General features: G+C 69.0%; 15 protein-coding genes. 6 read left to right on the top strand and 9 right to left on the bottom strand.

What is annotated here, in order from left to right:
* Window positions 1–34 precede the first annotated feature (34 nt).
* On the top strand, window positions 35–736 hold the full coding sequence (locus tag BST10_RS13330) for an NUDIX hydrolase (RefSeq protein ID WP_083038265.1): 702 nt from the start codon (window positions 35–37) through the stop codon (window positions 734–736).
* A 43-nt stretch (window positions 737–779) separates the two neighbouring features.
* Window positions 780–2117, top strand: coding sequence for a lipase family protein (locus tag BST10_RS13325; protein WP_083038263.1), 1338 nt, complete (start codon window positions 780–782; stop codon window positions 2115–2117).
* On the opposite strand, the gene BST10_RS13320 is transcribed toward BST10_RS13325, so the two are convergent.
* The 3 genes from BST10_RS13320 to bioB are packed head-to-tail and all read right to left on the bottom strand — an operon-like array spanning window position 2083 to window position 3973.
* The gene (locus tag BST10_RS13320) at window positions 2083–2739 is read right to left on the bottom strand and encodes a DUF2567 domain-containing protein (RefSeq protein WP_013829087.1); all 657 of its coding nucleotides are present in this window, start codon (window positions 2737–2739) and stop codon (window positions 2083–2085) included. The two genes, BST10_RS13325 and BST10_RS13320, sit on opposite strands and share 35 nt — an antisense overlap.
* The gene (gene bsaP / locus BST10_RS13315) at window positions 2736–2975 is read right to left on the bottom strand and encodes a biotin synthase auxiliary protein BsaP (RefSeq protein WP_193466455.1); all 240 of its coding nucleotides are present in this window, start codon (window positions 2973–2975) and stop codon (window positions 2736–2738) included. The genes BST10_RS13320 and bsaP overlap by 4 nt, the downstream gene beginning before the upstream one ends.
* Window positions 2975–3973, bottom strand: coding sequence for a biotin synthase BioB (bioB, locus tag BST10_RS13310; protein WP_013829089.1), 999 nt, complete (start codon window positions 3971–3973; stop codon window positions 2975–2977). The genes bsaP and bioB overlap by 1 nt, the downstream gene beginning before the upstream one ends.
* A 121-nt stretch (window positions 3974–4094) precedes the next feature.
* Here bioB and BST10_RS13305 point away from each other — a divergent pair, with 121 nt between their 5' ends.
* Window positions 4095–4682: a TetR/AcrR family transcriptional regulator gene (locus BST10_RS13305; protein WP_083038261.1), complete on the top strand. Its 588-nt coding sequence runs from the start codon at window positions 4095–4097 to the stop codon at window positions 4680–4682.
* A gap of 132 nt (window positions 4683–4814) precedes the next feature.
* On the opposite strand, the gene BST10_RS13300 is transcribed toward BST10_RS13305, so the two are convergent.
* From BST10_RS13300 to BST10_RS13280, 5 genes are all read right to left on the bottom strand, one after another.
* Window positions 4815–6341 carry an HNH endonuclease signature motif containing protein gene (locus tag BST10_RS13300; RefSeq protein ID WP_083038259.1) on the bottom strand — a complete coding sequence of 509 codons (1527 nt, stop codon included), beginning with the start codon at window positions 6339–6341 and terminating at the stop codon, window positions 4815–4817.
* A 71-nt stretch (window positions 6342–6412) separates the two neighbouring features.
* Window positions 6413–6916, bottom strand: a complete 504-nt coding sequence (locus BST10_RS13295) for a 2'-5' RNA ligase family protein (protein WP_083038257.1) — start codon at window positions 6914–6916, stop codon at window positions 6413–6415.
* Window positions 6917–6919: 3 nt separating this feature from the next.
* Window positions 6920–7600, bottom strand: a complete 681-nt coding sequence (gene bioD, locus BST10_RS13290) for a dethiobiotin synthase (protein WP_083038255.1) — start codon at window positions 7598–7600, stop codon at window positions 6920–6922.
* On the bottom strand, window positions 7597–8754 hold the full coding sequence (locus BST10_RS13285; protein ID WP_083038253.1) for an 8-amino-7-oxononanoate synthase: 1158 nt from the start codon (window positions 8752–8754) through the stop codon (window positions 7597–7599). Before BST10_RS13285 ends, bioD begins: the two co-directional genes overlap by 4 nt.
* A gap of 28 nt (window positions 8755–8782) precedes the next feature.
* Window positions 8783–10084 carry an adenosylmethionine--8-amino-7-oxononanoate transaminase gene (locus BST10_RS13280; RefSeq protein ID WP_109559512.1) on the bottom strand — a complete coding sequence of 434 codons (1302 nt, stop codon included), beginning with the start codon at window positions 10082–10084 and terminating at the stop codon, window positions 8783–8785.
* 161 nt (window positions 10085–10245) lie between these two features.
* Here BST10_RS13280 and ripD point away from each other — a divergent pair, with 161 nt between their 5' ends.
* From ripD to glgX, 3 genes are all read left to right on the top strand, one after another.
* The gene (gene ripD, locus BST10_RS13275) at window positions 10246–10875 is read left to right on the top strand and encodes an NlpC/P60 family peptidoglycan-binding protein RipD (protein WP_083038251.1); all 630 of its coding nucleotides are present in this window, start codon (window positions 10246–10248) and stop codon (window positions 10873–10875) included.
* Window positions 10876–10946: 71 nt separating this feature from the next.
* Window positions 10947–13184, top strand: coding sequence for an acyltransferase family protein (locus BST10_RS13270; RefSeq protein WP_371869109.1), 2238 nt, complete (start codon window positions 10947–10949; stop codon window positions 13182–13184).
* Entirely contained in the window at window positions 13175–15307 is a 2133-nt protein-coding gene (gene glgX, locus BST10_RS13265; RefSeq protein WP_083038247.1) for a glycogen debranching protein GlgX, read from the top strand. The genes BST10_RS13270 and glgX overlap by 10 nt, the downstream gene beginning before the upstream one ends.
* A 4-nt stretch (window positions 15308–15311) precedes the next feature.
* Here the strand turns inward: glgX and BST10_RS13260 are convergent.
* The coding region (locus BST10_RS13260; protein ID WP_479724660.1) for a PIN domain-containing protein at window positions 15312–15591 on the bottom strand (280 nt) is incomplete at its 5' end.

Genomic DNA, 15591 nt, shown 5'->3' with positions numbered 1-15591 from the left:
TCGCGAATTAGGTTTTCGACTTACAATCGAAAACATGGTTCATACTAGCACCGCGCATGAAGTGCTCACCGCGGTCTTCCAGGTTGGCAACGGCGGCGGCCAGCAAGGACCCCGCCCCCGACTCAACGTTCTGCTGTGGCAGCGGGCTCGAGAACCCCAGCTCGGACGGTGGTCGCTGCCGGGTGGACTGTTGCGCGACGACGAAGACGTGACCACCTCGGCCCGCCGGCTATTGGCCGAGAAGGTGGACCTGCGTGAGATCGCCCACCTTGAGCAGCTGGCTGTGTTCTCCGACCCGGGCCGGGTTCCGGGCGCACGCACCATCGCTTCGACGTTTCTGGGGCTGGTGCCCTCCCCTGCCGATCCCGAGCTGCCCGGCGACACGCACTGGCATCCGGTCGACGACCTTCCGCCGATGGCGTTCGACCACGCCCCGATGGTGGCGCACGCCCACAGCCGTCTGGTGGCCAAGATGTCCTACACGAATATTGGATTTGCTTTGGCGCCAACCGAATTCATCATCTCGACACTACGCGACATCTACAGCGTCGTACTCGGCTACCAGGTCGACGCCACCAATCTGCAGCGGGTGCTGGTTCGCCGAGGGGTGATCACGCGCACCGGCACCACCGCCCGCTCGGGACGCAGTGGCGGACGCCCGGCCGCCCGGTACCGATTCACCGATTCCGAGTTGCGGGTGACCGACGAATTCGCGGCACTGCGGCCGCCAGGGTGAGTCGGACTGGAATCTTAGTGCCCTCTTAAGCAACAATGCCGGGATGGACTTCGACAGCTTGGCCCGCGAAACCTCTGTCGAGTGGATCGGGCAGGCCCCCCACGAGCCACTAACATCCGGCGACCGCCCGCTGCGGCCGGCCGAGGACCCGTTCTACGAACCGCCGGCCGGCTTCCAGCACGCCGTGCCCGGCACCGTGTTGCGCTCCCGCGACGTCGAGCTGGCGTTTCTCGGCCTGATCCCGCAGCAGTTGGTCGCCACCCAGCTGCTCTACCGCACCGTCGACCGCAACAACGTCCCGCAGGCGGCGGTCACAACGGTGCTGGTCCCGGCCAACCGTGATCGCAGCCGCCGCTGTCCGATCGTGTCCTACCAGTGCGCGATCGACGCGGTGGACGGCCGCTGCTTTCCCTCCTATGCGCTGCGCCGGCGAGCCAAGGGTTACGGCTCGTTCACCCAGCTCGAGTTCGTGCTCATCGTCGCGGCCCTCGAGCAGGGCTGGGCGGTGTCGATCCCCGACCACGAGGGGCGGGACGGCCGCTGGGGAGCACCGTACGAACCGGGCTACTGCGTGCTCGACGGGGTGCGCGCCGCCTTGGGCGCCGAGCAACTGGGATTGTCCCGCGACGACCCGGTGGGCCTGTGGGGCTATTCCGGCGGCGGTTTGGCCACCGGCTGGGCGGCGGAAGTCGGCGGCGATTACGCCCCCGAACTCAACATCGTCGGTGCGGTGCTCGGGTCGCCGGTGGGCGATCTCGGGCACACCTTCCTCGGGTTGGACGGGACGTTCTTCTCCGGGTTGCCCGCGGTGATGATCGCCACCTTGGCGAAGGTCTACCCCGACTTGCAGAAGGTGATCGACGACCACGCCACCGCCGAGGGCAAGGCATTGATGCGTTCACTGGAGTCCATGACCACGGTCGGCGCCATCATGCGGATGCACCACAAGTCACTCGGGGAGTTCATCGATCAGCCGCTCCAGGACCTGGTGGAACTGCCTGCGGTACAACACGTCTTCGAGGACACCAAGCTCGGTCACCATGCTCCGAAACCGCCGGTGTTGATGCTGCAAGCAGTTCACGACCAGGTGATCTCCGTCGTGCACATCGACCACTTGGCGGAGGCCTATATCGCCGCCGGCGCCCGGCTGACCTATCACCGCGATCTGCTCAGCGAGCACATCCTGCTGCACCCGCTGTCGGCGCCGATGGTGCTGGACTGGTTGCGTGACCGGTTCGCCAACCGGCCGCTGCCCGCCGGCACGGTGCAGACCCAGTGGCCGACGCTGCTGAACCCCAAGACCTACCTGGGCTTGGCGCGACTGGGCCTGGTGGCGGCGCGGGTGATCACCGGTGGGGCGCTGCGCCGCCTTCCACTGTGACGGCCGGGGCCGGCGGCAACCGCCTCGCCGGCTCGGGCGGATAGCCGCCCAGGTCATCACGGGTACTCCAGGTGGCGCACAAGCCGTACACCAACGCCGCCGTCGCCGCCGGCAACAGCAACGTGGCCGCGATCTGCAATGGCGTGTGCCCGAAGAACACCGGCGGGCCTTCCACGACGTAGTGCACCCGATTCTCGGCAGACACCGGCGCACCGTCCACATCGATCACGCCGTAACGGTGGCGCACCACCGCGCCGCCGACCAGCATCGCCAGCGCCGCGCTCGCGGTCAGGCCCACCGACAGCCCGGCGACCATGCCGGGGCCCCGATGGGCACGCCACTGCCAGGCGAGCGTGGCCGCCACCACCGCGACCACCCCCAACATGCCCAGTAGCAGAAACGGCGCGACGAAGAAATGGTCGGCCTCGTTGCCCAGGTAGGCCTGTACCCGCTCACCGCCCCGGGTGAGGGCCACCACGCCGTGCACCGGTGGCGCGATCCACCCCCACAGCGCCCCCACCGGCAGCCCGGCGATGCCCAATCCCGCGGCGAGGATCAGGCAGGCCCGCCGGCGGCTCAGCCGTGGCGCGGCATGGCCCGACGGTGCGCCCGGAATACTCATCGCCGGGTGTCCAGGTCGGCAGAATCCACCAGCCCGTGCCGAGAACACTTGGCCCACCAGCCATCCGGCCGAACCTGCACCATCATCCGGCGTCCGCAGGCGCCGCAGAACCGCGGCGGCTCCAGTCCCAATTGGGCGGCCGTGGGAAGCGATCCACCGGCGGGATCGTCGCACTGCACGCCCGTGTAGACGTTGTAGACGCCGGCTCCCACCGGAGCGGGCAGATCACGAACCATCACAGGGTGGCGTTGAGCGCCTTGATCGGCATCTGGAGATCGTCGAGCAGCTCCAAGTCCGTCTCGGCCGGACGGCCGAGCGTGGTCAGGTAGTTGCCGACGATGATGGCGTTGATACCGCCCAGGATGCCCTGCTTGGCGCCCAGGTCGCCCAGGGTGATCTCCCGGCCGCCGGCGAACCGCAGCATGGTGCGCGGCAACGCCAGCCGGAACGCGGCGACGGCGCGCAGCGCATCGGCCGCCGGCAGCACCTCCAGGTCACCGAACGGGGTGCCCGGACGCGGGTTGAGGAAGTTCAGCGGCACCTCGTCGGGGTCGAGTTCGGCGAGCTCGGCGGCGAACTCCGCGCGCTGCTCCAGGGTCTCGCCCATGCCCAGGATGCCGCCGCAGCAGACCTCCATCCCGGCCTTGCCGATCATCCGCAGCGTCTCCCACCGCTCCTCCCAGGTGTGGGTGGTGACCACGTTGGGGAAGTGGGAGCGGGCGGTCTCCAGGTTGTGGTTGTAGCGGTGCACGCCCATCGCGGCCAGCTGGTCCACCTGCTCCTGGGTCAGCATGCCCAGCGAGCACGCGATCTGGATGTCGACTTCATTGCGGATCGCCTCGATACCGGCCGAGACCTGGGCCAGCAGCCGCGCGTCGGGCCCGCGCACCGCGGCCACGATGCAGAATTCGGTGGCTCCGGTCTTGGCGGTCTGCTTGGCCGCCTCGACCAGGCTGGGGATGTCCAGCCACGCGCTGCGCACCGGCGAGGAGAACAGCCCCGACTGCGAACAGAAGTGGCAATCCTCCGGGCAGCCACCGGTTTTCAGGCTGATGATGCCCTCGACCTCGATCTCGGGGCCGCACCAGCGCATCCGCACATCGTGGGCCAGCGCCAGTAGCTCCTCGAGCCGGTCGTCGGGCAGCCGCAGCACCTCGAGGACCTGATCGGCCCCCAACGCCTCGCCGCGCTCCAGTACCTGTTCACGCGCCAGCGCCAGGATGTCGTCTGTCATGCGCGGTAGCTCCTTCTCATCGCTTCGTCCCTCGCCGGGTGCCCCCACTGCATCGCCGTCGACGCGGGTCACAAGGTGTTCCCCTCAAAGACTTGAACGGTGTTCAGGTTAGGGTAGCGGGGTGCAGCTGCACAAACCTGACTCCAAAGACCGGATAGTCGCCGCGGCGACCACCCTGTTGGACGACTACGGCATCGCCGATCTGTCGATGCGCCGGTTGGCGCGTGAGCTCAACGTCAGCCCCAGCGCACTGTACTGGCACTTCGCCAACAAGCAGCAACTGCTGGGCGCGGTCGCCGATCGCGTGCTGACGCCGGCCTGCGTCGACCCCGGGCCGGGCGGCTGGCAGTGGCGGATCCAGACCGTGGGTGAACGCCTGCGGGATGCGCTGCTATCGCACACCGACGGGGCCGAGCTGGTGTCGGCCAGCATGGCGGCGGGTCAGTCCCGGGCGGCCACTGACATCCTGGCCCTGCTGGCGGAGGCGGCGACAGCCGCAGGCGTGCACCCGGATCAGGCCGGGCAGGTCGCCCGCACCGTCGTCTACTACGTCTTGGGATTCACCGCCGACGAACAGTCCCGCCTGCAGTGGGACGCCGCCGGGGCTGCCGAGATCACGTCCGAGGCCGACCCGAGCAGCGCATTCGGGTTCGGGCTGGGATTGCTGATCGACGGGCTGGCGATGCGGGCCGGAGCTACGCTCGGCTAGGACCCGTCGAGGTCCCAAAGACTTCGGTGCCATGGAGCCCAAGGAGCCCGTGCTTCGCCGAGTTAGTCGCTGACGTGGTTCATGACCCCGGTGGCCGGCGCAACGGGTGAGGTAGATGGAACGTTCACCCCGTTAGAAGGGCGGCGGGTCGTCGTCAGCGGTGACGTCGACTTTGGGAAACCAGACGGCTTCGAAGGCGGCGCGTCGTGCTTCGCGAGCCTTGCGATTCTGGTTGCGCTCGGTGGCGATGCGGGCCGCGCGGTGTTGGGCGCGGGTGCGTCGGCGGCGGGGCATCATCGCGATGCGATCACCACAGCGGTCATCTTCACGTGGCTGCGGTGTCGGTAGTTCTGCGGTGGGTGCACACAAGCCCGGGAACAGCCACGCACTGCCCGGGGTGGTGACGTAGGTCTGCCCCGCCGGCGAAGTCAGGATCACCGTCCCGTCCGGCAGTTGCTGATCGCGCCAGCCCCAGAATGTCTTCGCCAAATGATGTGTGCGGCAATAGCATTTGAGATTCGAGGGGTGGGTGAGTCCGCCGTCGCCACGAGGAATCGTATGGTCGATGTCGCAGTCAGCCGCCGGCCGATCACAGCCCGGCCACCGGCAGGTCAGATCCCGACACCGCACAAAGTCAGCCAACGCCTTCGAGGGCGCATACCCGGACTCGGGCGGAGCGTCAGCGGGGTGCACCAACGACACCAACCGGGCCGATCGGGCGAGTTCAGCGATCAGCTCCGGCGGGATCAGCCCGTCAGCTTCGACTAAGGAGCCCGGCACATCACCGGCTCCGTCGACGGTGGCCTGCTCAGCGATGATGTGAATGACCACTGGTGAGGCGGCTGGGCGCCCTGACGCTGCGCAGTCGGAGCGACCACAACGGCACCCCAGCCGCTCGGCTCGCACCGCCAACGCGCCCATCGCGTCGGCACGGCGCTGCTCGCGAGTGCGGGGATCGTGTTTACACACCGTGGCGGCCAGCGCATCCAACGCCTTATCCAGCGCACGCGCATCGGGGGTGAACATGCTGCCCTGGATCTCCGACAGCCCACCTTCGGCAAAGGTGCCGAACAGAATCTCGCGTTCGGCTTGGCGATCCTTGCGGCGCCGCACCGCGTCCTTATCGGCCTTGGCGACGATCTTGTCGATGCGCGCCGCCAACCGGTTCCTGGTCAGCGACGGCCAGCGCGTCACCTGCGCCGCCAGTTGCCTATCGACGACCGCCAACACTTCACGATCGGTGATCAAACCTGTGCGATACACGATGGTTTGGAACAGCCGGATATCGATATCGCCGGCCGTAAACACCTGCGCCACCTGCGGCAACTCCTCACGCATCGCCCGGGCATACCGCAACCGACTGCCGGCGAGCCCTTGGCTGATCCGCAACGCCGCCGCCACCTCCGCAGTTACTGCCGCCTCGGTATCGACCGCCCAGTCCTGAGTTTCACCACAGCGGCTCAACCGCAGCGCAAACAACTCCCCGATCGCCACCAGGTGCGCTGCTGCCGCCCGGTTCTCCGCCCGCGCCGAGGCGCAGATCCGATCCACCAACGCCGCCGACTCTGGCGTCGCCGCCGGATAACGCCGCCGAAACCGCTCATTGAGCCGCGCGACCGACTCTGGCGACGGAAGCCTCGACGAAGACTGTTCGAACATACATTCGACTATACCCGAAATCCACTGCCCAAACTATTTGTCAGGGCCGCGTTATTGACAACGGCTGGCGGTCAGACCCGGTACGCGGTGCGGCTGTCGCCGTCCCAGCGCCGCAATCCGACGAATCGGCCGGTGATCTCACCGCGCCCGGCGATGCGCTGGGCGCGGCCCAACTGCGCTGGGCCGACGCGCCGGGCCAACGTGACGTGGGCGGTCCACCGGCCGGGCACGACGTTGGGCATCGGTCCGGGAATCAGGTGCGGGGCGCACACCCGGTACGTCTGCGCATGCAGTTCCAGCAGCTCGACGGTCGGTACCACTAGCCGGGCAAGCACACCGTGGGAGCGCCCGAAGATCACCGTCGCGCCCAGGACGCATTCCAGCGGCAGCCGCTCCAGCACCGTGGTCAGCGCGGCGTCGACCTGCGGATCGATGCGTTGGGCGACCGCCAGGGTGACGTGCGGGCGCCCAGCCGGCGCCTGGCTCGGGACCCCGGCAGCGGCCAGGTCCGCACAGATCCGCCGAATGGCCGTCTCGGTGTCGGTGTCGAAGACCAACTCGATCGAGTGCACCATCGCTCAGCCCACCAGCGAGCGCACCCAGCCGGTGTCGAACGCGGTGCGGCTCATGCCCGAGAACTGCGACGCGTCGAGCCGTCCGCAGCCCTCCGGCAGCACCGCGCGCACCGGCGCCAGGCGACCCAACGCGGCCCGGTTGCCGGCGGCGGCCGGACCCGGCTGGCCCGGCCAGCTGCCGATCACCAGGCCGGCACACGACAATCCCTGTCCGGCAAGCGATTCCAAGGTGAGAGCGGTGTGGTTGAGGGTGCCCAGCTCGGCGTTGACCACCACCAGCACGGCGGCGCCGAGATCGACTGCCAGATCGCGCAGTGTGACACCATCGGCGGCCAGTTCAACCAGCAGCCCGCCGGCGCCTTCGACCAGGGTCAACCGGCCCGGCCGGTCGGCGGCGCGGATCGCGGCCAGCAACTCGGCGCCGGTGGGCAGTGCCATCCCGGCCTGCTCCGCGGCGGCGACCGGGGCCAGCGGCTCCGGGTATCGGGCGGTCCCGAACAGGTCGGTTACCCCGGACAACCGGCCGACTTCGGCCAGGTCGTCGTCACCGCCGGCGGTGCCGGTCTGTACCGGCTTGACCACCGCCACCTCCAGGCCGGCCTGCCGTGCGCAACCGGCCAACGCCGCGGTGGCGATCGTCTTGCCGACACCGGTGCCGGTGCCGGTGATCACCAGGACCGTCATCGCGTCACGGCGGGATGATCACGCAACACCGTGGTCAGCACCCGGCCGGCCAGCTCCAGATCCGCCTCGGTCAGCGACGCTCGGGCGGTCAACCGCAGCCGCGACGTTCCCGCCGGCACCGTCGGCGGCCGGAAACAGCCCACCCGCACCCCGGCATCCAGGCAGGCGGTCGCGGCCGACACCGCGGTCTCGGCGTCGCCGAGGATCACCGAGACCACCGCGGACTCCGGGCGTTCGGGCACCCCGCAGACCGCGGCCAGCGTGCGGGCGTGGCGCACTACGTCGGTGGCGCGCGACGGCTCCGCGGCCAGCACGCCTAGGGCGGCCGACGCAGCGCCGAGCGCCGCCGGAGCCAGGCCGGTGTCGAAGATGAAGGTCCGGGCGGCGTCGATGAGGTGATCGCGCACCGCGACCGGTCCCAGCACCGCCCCGCCCTGACTGCCCAGCGCCTTGGACAGCGTCGTCGTCACCACCACGTCGGGCGCCCCGGCCAGCCCGACCTCGTGTACCAGGCCGCGGCCGCCGTCGCCGCGCACACCGACCGCGTGTGCCTCGTCGACGATCAGCAGCGCGCCGTGCCGGCGGCATACCTCGTGCAACTCACGCAGCGGGGCCAGCGCCCCGTCGGCGCTGAACACCGACTCGGTGATGACCACGGCACGCTCCTCGGCACGGTCGGCCAGGGCCGCGGCCATCGCGTCGACGTCACGGTGACCGGTGATGACCACCCGCGCCTTCGACAACCGGCAGGCGTCCACCAGCGACGCGTGGCAGTAAGCGTCGGAGACCAGCAGCGAGCCCGGCCCCGACAGGCTGACGACGGCGCCGATGTTGGCGGTGTAGCCCGAGGAGAACACCAGGCCCGCCGGCGCACCGACGAAGTCGGCCAAGTCCTGTTCGAACCGGGCGTGCAGTTCGGTGTTGCCGGTGACCAGCCGGGACCCGCCGGCGCCGGCCCCCCAGATGCGCAGCGCCTCGATGCCGCCGGCAATGACGTCCGGGTGCGTCGCGAGCCCGAGGTAGTCATTGGAGGCCAGGTCCAGCTCGGTGGCGACCGCGGGCCGCACCCGCAGCGAGCGGCGCAGCCCGGCCTGCCGACGGCGTTGTTCCACTTCGGCCAGCCAGGCCAGTGGCGACAGGTCCGTGCGGGTCACCGTGTGCTCCCTCGTCGTTGAACACCGTTCAGGCTAAGGCACGGACCACACCGAGCATCGCGGCACCGATCCGGGCGATCTCCTCGGGCGTGCAGATATACGGCGGCATCGCGTACACCAGGTTGCGGAACGGGCGCAGCCACACCCCGGCAGCCAGTGCGGCCGGGGTGGCCAGCGCCAGGTCCACCGGCCGTTCGCATTCGATGACCCCGATCGCGCCGCACACCCGCACATCGGCGACGCCGGGCAGGTCGCGGGCCGGCTGCAGGGCGGCGGTCAGCCCGGAGCCGATCTCACCGACGCGGGACCGCCAGTCCTGGCCCAGCAGCAGCTCGGTGCTGGCGACCGACACCGCGCAGGCCAGCGGGTTGGCCATGAAGGTCGGGCCGTGCATCAGGGCACCGGCCTCCCCGCCGCTGATGGCATGGGCGATCTCGGTGCTGCACAGCGTGGCGGCCAGGCTGAGGTAGCCGCCGGTCAGCGCCTTGCCGACGCACATGATGTCGGGGCTGACACCGGCATGCTCGGCGGCGAACAGCTCACCGGTGCGACCGAAACCGGTGGCGATCTCGTCGAAGATCAGCAGCACGCCGTGCCGGCTGCAGGCCTCGCGCAGCTCCGACAGGTAGCGCGGATCATGGAAGCGCATCCCACCGGCGCCCTGGACCACCGGCTCGACCACCACGGCCGCCAGTTCGTCGCGGTGACGCTCCAGTTGCGCCTCGAACGCGGCGACATAGGCCGGGTCGTAATCGCGGGGCACCTGCGGGGCGAACAGCTGCCGGACCAGCACCGAATGCGTGCCGGTCCACAACGTGTGCATGCCGCCGTCGGGATCGCAGATGCTCATCGGGGTGAACGTGTCGCCGTGATAGCCGCCGCGCCAGGTCATCAGCCGGTGCTTGCCGGGGCGGCCGCGCGCGCGCCAGTACTGCAGCGCCATCTTCACCGCCACCTCCACCGACACCGAACCCGAGTCGGAGAAGAACACCGTGTCCAGCCCGGCCGGGGTGATGTCCACCAGCAGCTGTGCCAGCCGGGCGGCCGGCTCGTGGGTGAGCCCGCCGAACATGACGTGGTTCATGGTGCCCAGCTGCGCGGTGAGCGCGGCGTCCAGCGTCGGATGGCCGTGCCCGTGGATCGCGGTCCACCAGGAGCTCATGGCGTCGAGCGCCTCGACCGGGGCGTCATCGACGATCAGCGTCAGGTAGGCACCCCGGGCCGCCACCGCCACCGTCGGGGCCGGCGTTTCGGACCCGATCGTGCTGTAGGGGTGCCACAAATGTGCGGCGTCGATCGCGCTGATCTGCTCGGGACTCAACGCGGACATGACTGACGACAGTAATGCGGGCGACCGCCGGCGTAACCGTTCGGTCACAGGTTGCCCAATTTCTCCCCAGCGGCGCGGAACCACGCGTAAGCGCCGGTAGGCTCTGTGACAGGAGTGACCAATGATGCTGCCGTGATTACCGGCGCGAAAGGAGATGACCGATGAAACGCATCTGCGCCACCGCGATCGCACTGGCAGCGGCAATCGCCCCGACGTTGAGCGCCGCCGGCCCGGCCGGGGCCGACCCGCTCTCGCAGACCGGCCAGAACCAGCTCATCGACCGCGTTGTCCAGCGCGCGCTGTCGCAACGCGGCGTGCCCTTCGTCTACGGCGGCGGCGACATCAACGGCCCGACCAACAATGCACGGGCCAGGGCGGCCACCACCCGCGGCGCGCTGACCGATCTCACCGGCCGCACCAGCCGGCCCGGGGGCCCCATCGCGGCCGGCAGCACCACCCCCGGCCTGCCGGGAACCACGCCGGCGCCCGGCGAGGACATCCCCGACACCACCACCGTCGGGTTCGACGCCTCCGGCCTGATCCAGTACGCGTTCGCCGGCGCCGGCATCAAGATGCCGCGCACCTCCGGCGAACAGTGCAGCGTCGGGCAGAAGGTCCCGCCCGCGCAGGCCCGGGCCGGCGACCTGCTCTGCTACGGGCCGGGCGGCACGCAAAGCGTCGCACTGTACCTCGGCAACAATCAGATGATCGAGGGCACCAGCCCGGCGGTCGCCGTATCGCCGGCGCGTACCTCCAACATGGTCCCGTATCTGACCCGGGTCATCCCCTGACACACCCGGCGGACGTCACACCGGTTGGAATGCGGTTTCTACCGCCCGGTTAGGTAGATTATCGGGCGATCATGATTGCCCTCTCCCCGCCGCGACCGGCGGCAACACCTGCTGCGGCACCCCCCGCCGGAGGGTCCGTTGCCGGATCCGTTCCGGCCGCCGGGCCGGCCGCCGGGACCGCCGCCGCGATGGGAACCCGCAAGGCGGGCTTCTACCGCCACGACCTCGACGGGCTGCGCGGCATCGCGATCGCCTTGGTGGCGGTGTTCCACGTCTGGTTCGGGCGGGTCTCCGGCGGAGTCGACGTCTTCCTGGCGCTGTCCGGGTTCTTTTTCGGCGGCAAGCTACTGCGGGTGGCGCTGAACCCGTCCTCGTCGCTGTCCCCGGTGCCCGACCTGATCCGGCTGGTTCGCCGGTTGCTGCCCGCCCTGGTCGTGGTGCTGGCAGCGTGCGCGGTGCTGACGATATGGATCCAGCCGCAGACCCGCTGGGAGACCTTCGCCGACCAGAGCCTGGCCAGCCTCGGCTACTACCAGAACTGGGAGTTGGCGCGCACCGCCTCGGACTACCTGCGCGCCGGTGAGGCCGTCAGCCCGCTGCAACACATCTGGTCGATGTCGGTGCAGGGCCAGTTCTACCTCAGTTTCCTGCTGTTGATCTTCGGCTTCGCGTTCGCCTTCCGGCGCCTGCTGCGCACCCACCTGCGCTCGGCCTTCGTGGTGCTGCTCACCGCGCTGACGGTGGCGTCGTTTTGGTACGCGATTGTCGCGCACCAGGCCAACCAGGCGCTGGCCTACTACAACAGCTTCGCCCGCGCCTGGGAACTGCTGCTCGGCGCCCTGGCCGGGGCGCTCATCCCCTACATCCGCTGGCCGATGTGGCTGCGCACCACCGTGGCCACCCTGGCGCTGGCCGCGATCCTGAGCTGTGGCGCCCTGATCGAAGGGGTGCAAGAGTTCCCCGGCCCCTGGGCGCTGGTGCCGGTCGGCGCCACGGTGGCGTTCATCCTGGCCGGGGCCAACCGCCAGGCGCACCCCAGCACCAGCGACAAACTGCCGTGGCCCAACCGGTGGCTGGCGAGCGGGCCGCTGGTCAGGCTCGGGGCGATGGCCTACTCGCTGTACCTGTGGCACTGGCCGCTGCTGATCTTCTGGTTGTCCTATACCGGCAACCGGCACGCGTCGGTACTCGAGGGGGCGGTGATCCTGCTGCTGTCCGGGGTGCTGGCCTACCTGACCACCCGGCTCGTCGAAGACCCGCTGCGCTACCGCGGTCCGGCCGGCGCCGGCGCCCCTCCGGCGCGGCGCAACCCCTGGCGCAAGCCGTCGCCCGGTTGGTGGAAGCGACCGACGCTGGCGCTGGGCTCCACGGTGGTGCTGCTGGGCGTGGCGCTGACGGCGACGTCGTTCACCTGGCGGGAGCACGTCACCGTCCAGCGCGCCAGCGGCAAGGAACTGGCCAAACTCAGCAAAGACGACTACCCGGGCGCCCGCGCTCTGCTCAAACACCAGCGGGTGCCCAAGCTGCGGATGCGGCCCACCATCCTGGAGGCCAAGAAGGACCTGCCCCGCTCCACCCGGGACGGCTGCATCAGCACGTTCAGCAATCCGGCCCTGATCAACTGCACCTACGGCGACCCGGAGGCCAGCCGCACCGTTGCGCTGGCCGGCGGATCGCACGCCGAGCACTGGCTGCCGGCACTGGACATCCTCGGCCAGCGACACCACTTCAAGGTGGTGACCTACCTCAAGATGGGCTGCCCGCTGTCCACCGAGAAGGTGCCGCTGATCATGGGCAACAACGCGCCTTACCCGCAATGCTACGAATGGGTGGGCAAGACCATGGACAAGCTGATCGCCGACCACCCGGACTACGTGTTCACCACCGCCACCCGGCCGTGGAACATCAAACCCGGTGACGTGATGCCGGGAACCTACATCGGGATCTGGAAAAGGTTGTCCGAGAACAAGATTCCCATCCTCGGGGTACGTGACACCCCCTGGTTGGTGCGCGACGGCCGACCGTTCCAGCCGGCGGACTGCCTGGCCTCCGGCGGCGACGCGGAGTCCTGCGGCATCAAACGCTCCGAAGTCCTCGTCGACCGCAACCCCACCTTGGATTTCGTCAAACGCTTCCCGCTGCTCAAGCCGCTGGATCTGTCCGACGCCGTGTGCGACACCGATATCTGCCGCGCGGTGGAGGGCAATGTGCTGATCTATCACGACTCCCATCACCTCTCGGCGACCTACATGCGCACCATGACCGGTGAGCTCGGCCGGCAGATGGGTGCGGCCACCGGATGGTGGTGAGCCCGGTCGCCGCGGTCTGGCCAGGCCACAGTTACCCGCTCGGCGCCGTCTACGACGGGGCCGGAACCAATTTCGCGGTGTTCTCCGAGGTCGCCGACCGCGTCGAACTGTGCCTCATCGACGACCGCGACACCACCGAAACCCGCATCGGCCTCGACGAGGTCGACGGGTACGTCTGGCACGCCTATCTGCCCGGCGTCGGGCCCGGTCAGCACTACGGATTCCGGGTGCACGGGCCGTTCAACCCGTCCGCTGGCCAACGCTGCGACCCCGGCAAGCTGTTGTTGGATCCCTACGGGAAGGCGTTCCACGGCGACTTCGACTTCGGCCCGGCACTGTTCTCCTACGACCTGAACGACCCCGACGGCCCTCCCCCCACGCTGGACTCGTTGGGGCACACCATGACCAGCGTGGTGATCAACCCGTTCTTCGACTGGGCGGCCGACCGCGCGCCGCGCACGCCCTACCACGAGACGATCATCTACGAAGCGCACGTCAAGGGCATGACGCAGACCCATCCCGGCGTCCCGGAGGAGTTGCGCGGCACCTACGCCGGGTTGGCACACCCGGTGATCATCGATCACCTCAAGTCGCTGAACGTGACCGCCATCGAACTGATGCCGGTGCACCAGTTCCTGCACGATCATCGGCTGCGGCAGCTGGGGCTGCGAAACTACTGGGGCTACAACACCGTCGGATTCTTCGCGCCGCACAACTCGTATGCGGCCAGCCGCCAGGCCGGCGGCGCGGTAGCGGAGTTCAAGGCGATGGTGCGCACCTTCCACCAGGCCGGCATCGAGGTGATCCTCGACGTGGTCTACAACCACACCGCCGAAGGCAACCACCTGGGCCCGACGATCAACTTCCGCGGCATCGACAACGCCGCCTACTACCGGCTGTCCGATGACGATCCGCGGCTCTACACCGACTACACCGGCACCGGCAACAGTCTCAACGCCCGGCATCCGCACACCCTGCAGCTGATCATGGACTCACTGCGCTACTGGGTGACCGAGATGCACGTCGACGGGTTCCGCTTCGACCTCGCCTCGACGCTGGCCCGGGAACTGCACGACGTCGACCGGCTTTCGGCGTTCTTCGATCTGGTGCAACAGGATCCGGTGGTCAGCCAGGTCAAGCTGATCGCCGAGCCGTGGGACGTCGGCGAAGGCGGGTATCAGGTGGGCAACTTCCCGGGGCTGTGGACGGAGTGGAACGGCAAGTACCGCGACACCGTGCGCGACTATTGGCGCGGTGTGCCGGAAACCCTCGGCGAGTTCGCCTCCCGACTGACCGGCTCGTCGGACCTGTACGAGGCGACCGGTCGCCGTCCCGGTGCCAGCATCAACTTCGTCACCTGCCACGACGGTTTCACGCTGGCGGATCTGGTGTCCTACAACGAGAAACACAACGAGGCCAACGGCGAGGACAACACCGACGGCGAGAGCTACAACCGATCGTGGAACTGCGGCGTCGAGGGACCGACCGACGACGCCGCCATCCTGGCGCTGCGCGCGCACCAGGTCCGCAACATCATGGCCACCCTGCTGATCAGCCAGGGCACCCCGATGATCGCCCACGGCGACGAGTTGGGCCGCACCCAGCACGGCAACAACAATGTCTACTGTCAGGACTCCGAGCTGTCGTGGATGGACTGGTCGCTGGTCGACAAGAACGCCGACCTGCTGGCGTTCACCCGGGCGTTGACCGCGCTGCGCACCGCTCACCCGGTGTTCCGGCGGCGGCGGTTCTTCGAAGGCCGACCGATCCGCGGCGGTGACGAGGTGCGCGACATCGCCTGGCTGACCCCGGCCGGGTACGAGATGACCCAGCAGGACTGGGACAGCGAATTCGGCAGGTGCGTCATGGTTTTCCTCAACGGCGAGGCACTGCCCGAACCCGATGCCCGCGGCCGGCGCATCGTCGACGACTCGTTTCTACTGTGCTTCAACGCCGGCGAGACACCGGTGGACTTCGTCACCCCTGACGGCGGCTACGCGCAGGGCTGGCGCGCGGTGATCGACACCGCCGACGCCGCCGGCCGCAGCGAGCTGTCGGTTGAGGCGGGACATACCGTCCTCGTGGCGGCACGCTCACTGATCATCTTGTGCAGGAGCCGCTGATGACCTACTCGGTCGACAGCAGCTCTGCGACGTCGCTGTGCAGCTCGGCCAAACCGCGGTCGAAGGTGGCGAGCCGCCCGTTGTGAGCTCGGGCCAGTTGCGCCAGATATGCGTCGGTTACCTGCCGATGGCCGATGACACCCGTGAGCGTGACATCGGCGAACGATAGACTGTCCGGCCAGAATTCGTGTCGGGGATCTCGGCCCAGGCAGTGCCCCGTGGGGTGGTGGACTTCGGATCGGCGTGAGTCACGCGTGGTGATCAACGAGTCGTGGTGGATGCTA

The organism is Mycolicibacter algericus DSM 45454 (assembly GCF_002086455.1).
GTDB lineage: Bacteria > Actinomycetota > Actinomycetes > Mycobacteriales > Mycobacteriaceae > Mycobacterium > Mycobacterium algericum.
This window is presented reverse-complemented; position numbering and strand designations above follow the sequence as displayed.